This is a genomic window from Microvirga sp. P4_G7 (assembly GCF_056401005.1).
On the sequence record NZ_JBFUKD010000153.1, the window covers coordinates 1 to 6,934 of the forward strand.

A 6,934-nucleotide genomic window follows, 5' to 3' on the forward strand; every position below is an offset into this window, starting at 1 on the left:
GATCTACCTCATCAAGGACATGCTGGAGGGCGGCAAGCCGGCGACGCCGGAGGTGGTCAAGCATATCGACCGCTGCCTGTCCTGCCTGTCGTGCATGACCACCTGTCCGTCCGGTGTGCATTACATGCACCTCGTCGATCATGCGCGGTCCTACATCGAAGAGACCTACACGCGGCCGTGGCATGACCGGCTTTTGCGGTCGGTGCTTGCGGCGATCTTGCCTTATCCGAACCGGTTCCGCCTCGCCATCGCTCTCGCGCTAATGGCAAAGCCGCTCAAGGGTGTTCTGGGCGCGCTGCCGTTGTTCGGTCCGCGGTTGCAGGCGATGGTCGATCTCGCGCCGGCACGCATTCCGCACCGTTCGCCGTTCGATGCGCCGGGGACGTTCCGGGCAAAAGGAACACGCCGCGGAAGAGTGGCGATCCTGTCAGGTTGTGCGCAGCCGGTGCTGAAGCCGGGCTTCAACGAGGCTGCCGTGCGGCTTCTCAATCGTCACGGCATCGAAGTGGTGCAGCCGAAAGGCGAGGGGTGCTGCGGCGCGCTCGTGCATCATATGGGTCGCGAGGAAGACGGTCTCGCCTTCGCCAAGCGCAACATCGATGCCTGGATCGCCGAGATGGACGCCGACGGGCTCGATGCGATCGTCATCACCGCGTCAGGCTGCGGCACGACGATCAAGGATTACGGCTTCATGTTCCGCGACGATCCGGCCTACGCCGAGAAGGCGGCACGGGTGTCCGCGCTGGCGAAGGATGTGACCGAATACGTCTCCTCCCTCAAGCTGATGAAGCCGGCGCAAGAAACCGATCTCGTCGTCGCCTATCATTCGGCCTGCTCAATGCAGCACGGCCAACAGATCAGGACCGAGCCGAAGGCGCTTCTGAAACAGGCGGGCTTTATCGTGAAGGACGTCCCCGAGGGGCATATCTGCTGCGGGTCGGCCGGCACTTACAACCTGCTTCAGCCGGAAATCGCCGGCAAGCTGCGGGAGCGCAAGGTCGCCAATATCGAACGGGTCCAGCCCGATCTCATCGCGACCGGCAATATCGGCTGCATGACCCAGATCGGGAAGGGAACTTTGATTCCGATCGTCCATACGGTCGAGCTTCTGGACTGGGCGACGGGAGGACCGCTCCCGGAAAGTCTCCAGGAATCCAGCATTTCCCACCGTTTCCATCGGCAAAGCGGGATCGAGGCGAACCAAGTATAGGATCATCATCCGCAACGAAATTTTGTTTTCTCGCGGACGCGTCTGGGCTAAAAGGGGCTACATAGTCTCAATTTGAAAGCCCAGGGGCGCACCATGACATCCGGTTGGACGTCTTTCAAAGGCCGTTTCGGCAAGAAGCAGGACGAGGCAGCGCCGATGCTCGGAGCGCGGGCCGGCGCCGCTTTGGAGGAACAGCCGGTCTCGGAGCGGACGGACGTCCTCGTGCGGCCGGACGGCGCGCTCGATTCCATCGGTCAGAAGAACGAGCTGATCCGGGTTCGGTTCGCCAACCTGATCGACCGCCTGGAGGAAATCCGCAGCCTCAAGGACGATTTCACGCTTCTGACCGAGCCGGTCTACGACCTGATCTCGAACTATCCGCAGCTCCGCTCGCGCCTGCTCGAGACCGAGGCGGTGCTGCGCCAGGAAACCGATACGACCGGCCAATTGCGCCGTGAGGTTGCCGACCTGACGAGCCAGCACGCGCGGTTGACGGACGACCTTTCCGCGACGATGTCGCAGCTCCGCAAGGCGGAGTCGAAGGTGCGCGAGCAAGATTCCTGGATCGAGGATCTGCGCCTGTCCGTGAAGGACAAGGAAGCGATCGGCATCGACCTCGAAAACCAGTTGCTGATCGAAACCGAGCGCTCCCGCACCATCACGGAAGAGAATCAGGCTCTGCGTTTGGAAGCGCAGGAGGCCGACCAGACTGTCGCCCGCGCCGAGCGCGAACTGATCGAGACGCGCGAACGCAACAGTATGCTCGACCATGAGGTGAAACGCCTGCAGAAGGTCGCCGAAGAGCAGAATTACAAACTCTCGAGCCTCACCAACCGCTATGGCGAAGTCGAGTCGCAGCTCGAAGCGACGCGTCAGCGCGCCTCCGAGCTCGAGACGAAGCTCATGAGCGAGCAGGTCAGCCGGCAACGGTTCGAGGCGCAGCTCGATTCCGAACGCTCCGCCCACCAGACCGACCTGTCCGCGCTCGACATGAAAATCGAGGGTCTCAATTCGCGTCTGGCCGCGACCGACAAGATTCTGGCTCATACGCGCGATCAGTTGCGCGACAAGAACGAAGCGTTGCGCGGCGTCGAGCGCGGTCTCAAAGAGACGACGATCGAAAAGAACACGGTCGAGCGCCGGTTCGAGGCGACCCAGCAGGAAGTCGAGCGCCAGGTGGCCCTGGTCAACGAGCTGCAGCGTTCGCGCATCGAATTGCAGGAACGCGTCGAGATGCTCAACAAGGCGATCGCCGCGAAGGATTTCCAGATCGAGAGTTCCGACAACAAATTGTCGAACCTGTCCGAGCGCATCGACCAGATGACCAAGCGTTTCGACCAGGAGCGCGGCGCGCTGGAGGCCGCCAACCGCCGGCTTACGGAAGAGCTGCAGAACGAGAAATCGGAACGCTCGCTCATCCAGGGCGCGCTGGAAATCTCGCGCGAAAGCCGCGTCAAGATCCAGAAGAAGTATGTCACCCTGCGCAAGAACACACGCCTCGACGCGCAGGAGGACGATTCCAATCTGCTCGACGAGGACGCGGCCGATTCCAATGTGCGCCCAATCAAATCATCGGACCAGGAATAGTGGACAAGGTGCCCGCGATGACGCGGGCTCTCCATGACCTGAGAGCTCGTTCTTCGTGATGGCGATCGTGACAAGTTTCGAACCCGCGGCTTTTCGCAAAAACCTGCTTTCGCTTGTCGACCGTTATGCGCGCGCTTTCGATATCGCCGTTGCCGCGCACCGGCTGCTGCGGCGCCAATTGGCCGAAGGCGACGATCTGCACAGCCGAACGACATGGCCTGGACATGTGACGACGTCGGCGATCGTGCTCGACGCGACAGGGCGTCGTACGTTGCTCATCAGGCATAGATCCCTGCAGCGCTGGCTCCAGCCCGGCGGCCATTATGAAGCGCCTGACGGTCTGGCAGCCTCGGCCCTGCGCGAGGCGTTGGAGGAGACCGGCCTCAGCGGCCTCTCGCTCGATCCCTGGCATGTCTCATCGGGGATACCGATCGACATCGATTCCCACCGTATTCCCGCCCGTCCGGACCGGGACGAGCCCGAGCATGTCCATCACGATTTTCGATATCTCGTGAGGGCCGATGCAGGCGCAGCCTTACGGCCGGATTTGGCCGAGGTGGAAAAGGCCGGCTGGCACGACGTATCGGCCTTGGCGATGATCGCGCCGCAGGTGTTGCGCAACTTGGCCAAAATCAAAGGCGATACCGTCACCGCTTAACAGTAAGCGGCATCGCGGAGTTTCAGCGCGCGTGCTGACGCGCACCTTTTCGGCGCAGCGCCCTAGCAATCACATGGGCTCTTCCCATCTTGAGAAGCGGCAGCGCCAGTTTTCCAAGGAGAATGCGCCATGAACGATCAGGAACGCGAGGTCATCGCCGATATCTTCGGGCGGCTCGAGCAGGTAGCGAACCAGCCGCGCGACCCCGAAGCCGAGCGCTTCATCGCGGACAAGGTGCGGCAGCAGCCTTATGCTCCCTACGCCATGGCTCAGGCGATCTACGTGCAGGAGCAGGCCCTCGCCAATTTGACAGCCGAGCTCGAGGAGCTTCGGGCGCTGCGCGATCAGCCGCAGGGGCCGGCCCAGGGCGGCTTCCTGTCGAGCCTATTCGGCGGCGGGGCGCCCCGCGAGCCGGCGCAATCCTATCGCGACCCCCGGGAGGCACCGTCGCGCGGTTCTCCCTGGTCCAACGCGGGTCAGGCCGGTTATGGCGCTCAAGGTGCTCAAGCGGGCGGCCCATGGGGCGGCGCGATGCCGGGACGGGCCGGCGGCGGGTTCTTGCAATCGGCCCTATCGACGGCAGCCGGTGTTGCCGGCGGCGTGATGATCGCCAACGCCCTGTCGAGCGCGTTCGGAGGCGCCGGGGAAGCGGCTCAAGGCGCACTCGATAAGACAGGCCTCGCCGATCTTGGCGCAAAGGACGATACGCAGGCTGTCGGCGACAATGCCAGCATCACGGATTCGCTCTATCAGGACGCAAGCCAGAACGACGTCGAAGATTACGACGACGATTTCGGCGGTGGCGGAGACGACTGGGTCTAGCGGGCGACCACCTTCGCAATCGCGTTCATCACCCCGGCATTCCGGGGTGAACGGAGCGAGAGCCCGGAACCCATATCCGTTGGCTGTCCAGGACGTGTACTGACCGTCGCGCTTTATCTTCCCACGTCAGCGCGTCTGGGTTCCGGGCTCCGCCGCGCAGCCCCGGAATGACGGTGGGTGGGCTGGCTCAATGGTGAGGGGAGGCGTCCCGTCAGTGCCCCCCGCTGTTGGAGAACAGGTTGACGACGAGCACGCCCGCCATGATCAGGGCGATGCCCAGGATGGCGGCGAGATCGAGCCGTTGGCCGTAAAGAATCCAACCCGCGAGCGCGATCAACACGATCCCGACGCCGGACCAGATTGCATATGCGACGCCGACCGGGATCGTCTTCAGCGTCAGCGACAGGAAATAGAACGCGAGCCCATAGCCGATTACGACGATCACAGAGGGCCACAGCCGGGTGAAGCTCTCCGAAGCCTTGAGGGCGGAGGTGGCGATCACCTCGCAAATGATGGCGGTGAAGAGAAAAGCGTAGTTCATCGAGGATCCCGGATCTGGCCCGGTCGCTGGTACCAGAGGAATTGATCGGGCGGTAGATGCCGTCACGCCCCCTTCGGTAACGGTAACTATGTATTCAATCGACCTATATGAATGTATAGGTGTATTTGTAGATGTATTTCCAGTTTATACTCTTACCGATATAGCTATACTATCATATAGTATATTTATTGTAACAATTGGAGATGGCTCGTTGTTGCTCGTTCATCGGCTTTTTGTTCCAATTTCGTTCAATCAATACTGAAACATTATTCACGATAAACTTGCTTTTGAGAACAGGCTGAGAACGCGGGTGCCGGTAACGCTCAGAGGCAGGGGCGAGCCTCCCAGATGCGGGATTGCGCTCCCCCAGGGGCAGGGCGATCATGCCGTCGACGAGAACAGATGCGTATTTTTGGAATCTGATGAGGGAGTTCGCTTCGTGACAACACCCAAGAAGACACCCGAAGAAAAGCAGCGCGACGCCGAACTCGACCGGGAGCTCGACCGGGAACTTGAAGAATCGTTTCCGGCGAGCGATCCGCCCAAAATCACCCGCGTCCCGTCACGGCATCAGTTCACCTCGGATGAGGATATCGACATCACGCCGGGTCCCGGGGACAGGGACGAGAAGCCTGAGGAATCCAAGAAGAGCAAGAAGCCGCGAGCGTGATCTCGCGGCTTCGCTTCTAAAACAACGGACTAAATCACCAGAACCTCGGCACCGACCGGGACGCGGTTGTAGAGATCGATCACGTCCTTGTTCAGCATGCGGATGCAGCCGGACGACACCGCATGGCCGATGGTGTCGGGCTCGTTCGTGCCGTGAATGCGATAAAGGGTCGATCCGAGATAGAGCGCGCGGGCGCCGAGGGGGTTTTCCGGGCCGCCTTCCATGTGAACCGGGAGATCCGGGCGCCGCTTCAGCATCTCCGACGGGGGGCGCCAATCCGGCCATTCCTTCTTTTGCGTGACCTGCTTGCGTCCGGCCCATTCGAAGCCTGGCCGCCCGACACCGATGCCGTAGCGGATCGCGCGCCCTCCGGGCTGGATGAGGTAGAGGTATTTCGCCGGGGTATCGATCACGACCGTGCCGGGCTGCTCCCTACCGCGATAAGCAACCACTTGGCGCTGGAACTGCGGAGCGATGGCATAGTCCAGCCCGCCGCCTTCGTCGAAAAAGTCGTCGGCCGGTGGGAGCGATGCCAGCGTGTTTCCGACGGGTCGGCGAGTTGCCGTGGGCGATTCATAGGGATACCCGACCATCGGATCGATGGCGTTGCCCGGTGACACTGTCCGTCCTCCGCGGCGGCCATACGCGGCTCCATAGCGATCATCGGCGTAGCCCTGGGGCGCTGCGCCGGACCGCGGGACGACGAGGACGTTGCCGTAAACATCCCTTGGCGGATAGCCGTAGGGTCCGCTCTGGGCCGATCCCGGGACAGGCGCCAGGAGGACGATGAGAAAGCCGAAGGCGGGAAGCGACGTGCGCATCGAAATCACTCCAAATTCGCGTTCGAGGCTGGCCCGACACCCATTTCCGACGGGCGGCTGCGAACGCCGGCTCCATTCGGCAACTTTCCGGTCGATAGGTCGCAAACTCCAGGTGATGACATATCGAACATGATGTAAGAGCAGCCTTCATCCAGCGCGGCCGCTTCGAAAAGCCTCCGCTTGTCTGCTTAACGCCGAGATATCCCATGCAGTTCGGTCCAATCGCCCGGGTGGCCCTCGCCATCGCGCTCCTGTCGTTCATGGACGCGATCATCAAGGGCATGCATGCGTCCTATCCGACGTTGCAGATCGTCTTCATGCGCTTCGTGTGCGGCGCTCTCGTCGTATCCGGAATTTTCGCTGCCATGCGTCCCGGCTGGCCGTCGCGCGAGACGGTACTCGCCAACGCCGCGCGGTCCGTCTTCGCGGTCTTGACGGCCATGACCTTCTTTTACGCGCTGGGTAATCTGCCGCTTGCGGAGACCCTGGTGCTGTCCTTCCTCGCGCCGATGTTCATCGCGTTCCTCGGCCTCGTTCTGCTGAAAGAACGGATCGACGGCCGGATCGTCCTGGCGCTCGTGGTGGGCTTCGTCGGCACGCTGATCGTGGTGTTCGGTCAATCCGG

8 protein-coding genes are annotated in these 6,934 nt (G+C 62.0%); 6 read left to right on the forward strand and 2 right to left on the reverse strand.

The features are described from left to right. From glcF to AC1DT3_RS09115, 4 genes are all read left to right on the forward strand, one after another. Positions 1 to 1,210 (forward strand): glycolate oxidase subunit GlcF (gene glcF / locus AC1DT3_RS09100; protein ID WP_477464933.1); only part of this gene is annotated, 1,210 nt, incomplete at its 5' end. A 93-nt stretch (positions 1,211 to 1,303) separates the two neighbouring features. Next, positions 1,304 to 2,797: a chromosome partitioning protein ParA gene (locus tag AC1DT3_RS09105; RefSeq protein WP_477464934.1), complete on the forward strand. Its 1,494-nt coding sequence runs from the start codon at positions 1,304 to 1,306 to the stop codon at positions 2,795 to 2,797. Between the two features lie 58 nt (positions 2,798 to 2,855). Continuing rightward, on the forward strand, positions 2,856 to 3,455 hold the full coding sequence (locus AC1DT3_RS09110) for an NUDIX hydrolase (protein ID WP_477464935.1): 600 nt from the start codon (positions 2,856 to 2,858) through the stop codon (positions 3,453 to 3,455). 129 nt (positions 3,456 to 3,584) lie between these two features. Next, complete coding sequence (locus AC1DT3_RS09115; RefSeq protein ID WP_477464936.1) at positions 3,585 to 4,277, forward strand: DUF2076 domain-containing protein; 693 nt, start codon at positions 3,585 to 3,587, stop codon at positions 4,275 to 4,277. A 211-nt stretch (positions 4,278 to 4,488) separates the two neighbouring features. On the opposite strand, the gene AC1DT3_RS09120 is transcribed toward AC1DT3_RS09115, so the two are convergent. Further along, on the reverse strand, positions 4,489 to 4,818 hold the full coding sequence (locus tag AC1DT3_RS09120) for a DMT family transporter (protein ID WP_477464937.1): 330 nt from the start codon (positions 4,816 to 4,818) through the stop codon (positions 4,489 to 4,491). A 439-nt stretch (positions 4,819 to 5,257) separates the two neighbouring features. Between AC1DT3_RS09120 and AC1DT3_RS09125 the strand changes: the two genes are divergently transcribed. Continuing rightward, positions 5,258 to 5,488: a hypothetical protein gene (locus AC1DT3_RS09125; RefSeq protein WP_477464938.1), complete on the forward strand. Its 231-nt coding sequence runs from the start codon at positions 5,258 to 5,260 to the stop codon at positions 5,486 to 5,488. Between the two features lie 29 nt (positions 5,489 to 5,517). On the opposite strand, the gene AC1DT3_RS09130 is transcribed toward AC1DT3_RS09125, so the two are convergent. After that, positions 5,518 to 6,309: a L,D-transpeptidase gene (locus AC1DT3_RS09130; protein ID WP_477464939.1), complete on the reverse strand. Its 792-nt coding sequence runs from the start codon at positions 6,307 to 6,309 to the stop codon at positions 5,518 to 5,520. A gap of 206 nt (positions 6,310 to 6,515) precedes the next feature. On the opposite strand from AC1DT3_RS09130, the gene AC1DT3_RS09135 reads away from it, so the two are divergent. Further along, the coding region (locus tag AC1DT3_RS09135) for an EamA family transporter (RefSeq protein WP_477464940.1) at positions 6,516 to 6,934 on the forward strand (419 nt) is incomplete at its 3' end.

Excerpts from the sequence above, each read along its gene's own strand:
- AC1DT3_RS09115 (WP_477464936.1), top strand. The coding sequence starts at position 3,585 with ATGAACGATCAGGAACGCGAGGTCATCGCCGATATCTTCGGGCGGCTC.
- AC1DT3_RS09105 (WP_477464934.1), top strand. The coding sequence starts at position 1,304 with ATGACATCCGGTTGGACGTCTTTCAAAGGCCGTTTCGGCAAGAAGCAG.
- AC1DT3_RS09120 (WP_477464937.1), bottom strand. The coding sequence starts at position 4,818 with ATGAACTACGCTTTTCTCTTCACCGCCATCATTTGCGAGGTGATCGCC.
- AC1DT3_RS09130 (WP_477464939.1), bottom strand. The coding sequence starts at position 6,309 with ATGCGCACGTCGCTTCCCGCCTTCGGCTTTCTCATCGTCCTCCTGGCG.
- AC1DT3_RS09110 (WP_477464935.1), top strand. The coding sequence starts at position 2,856 with ATGGCGATCGTGACAAGTTTCGAACCCGCGGCTTTTCGCAAAAACCTG.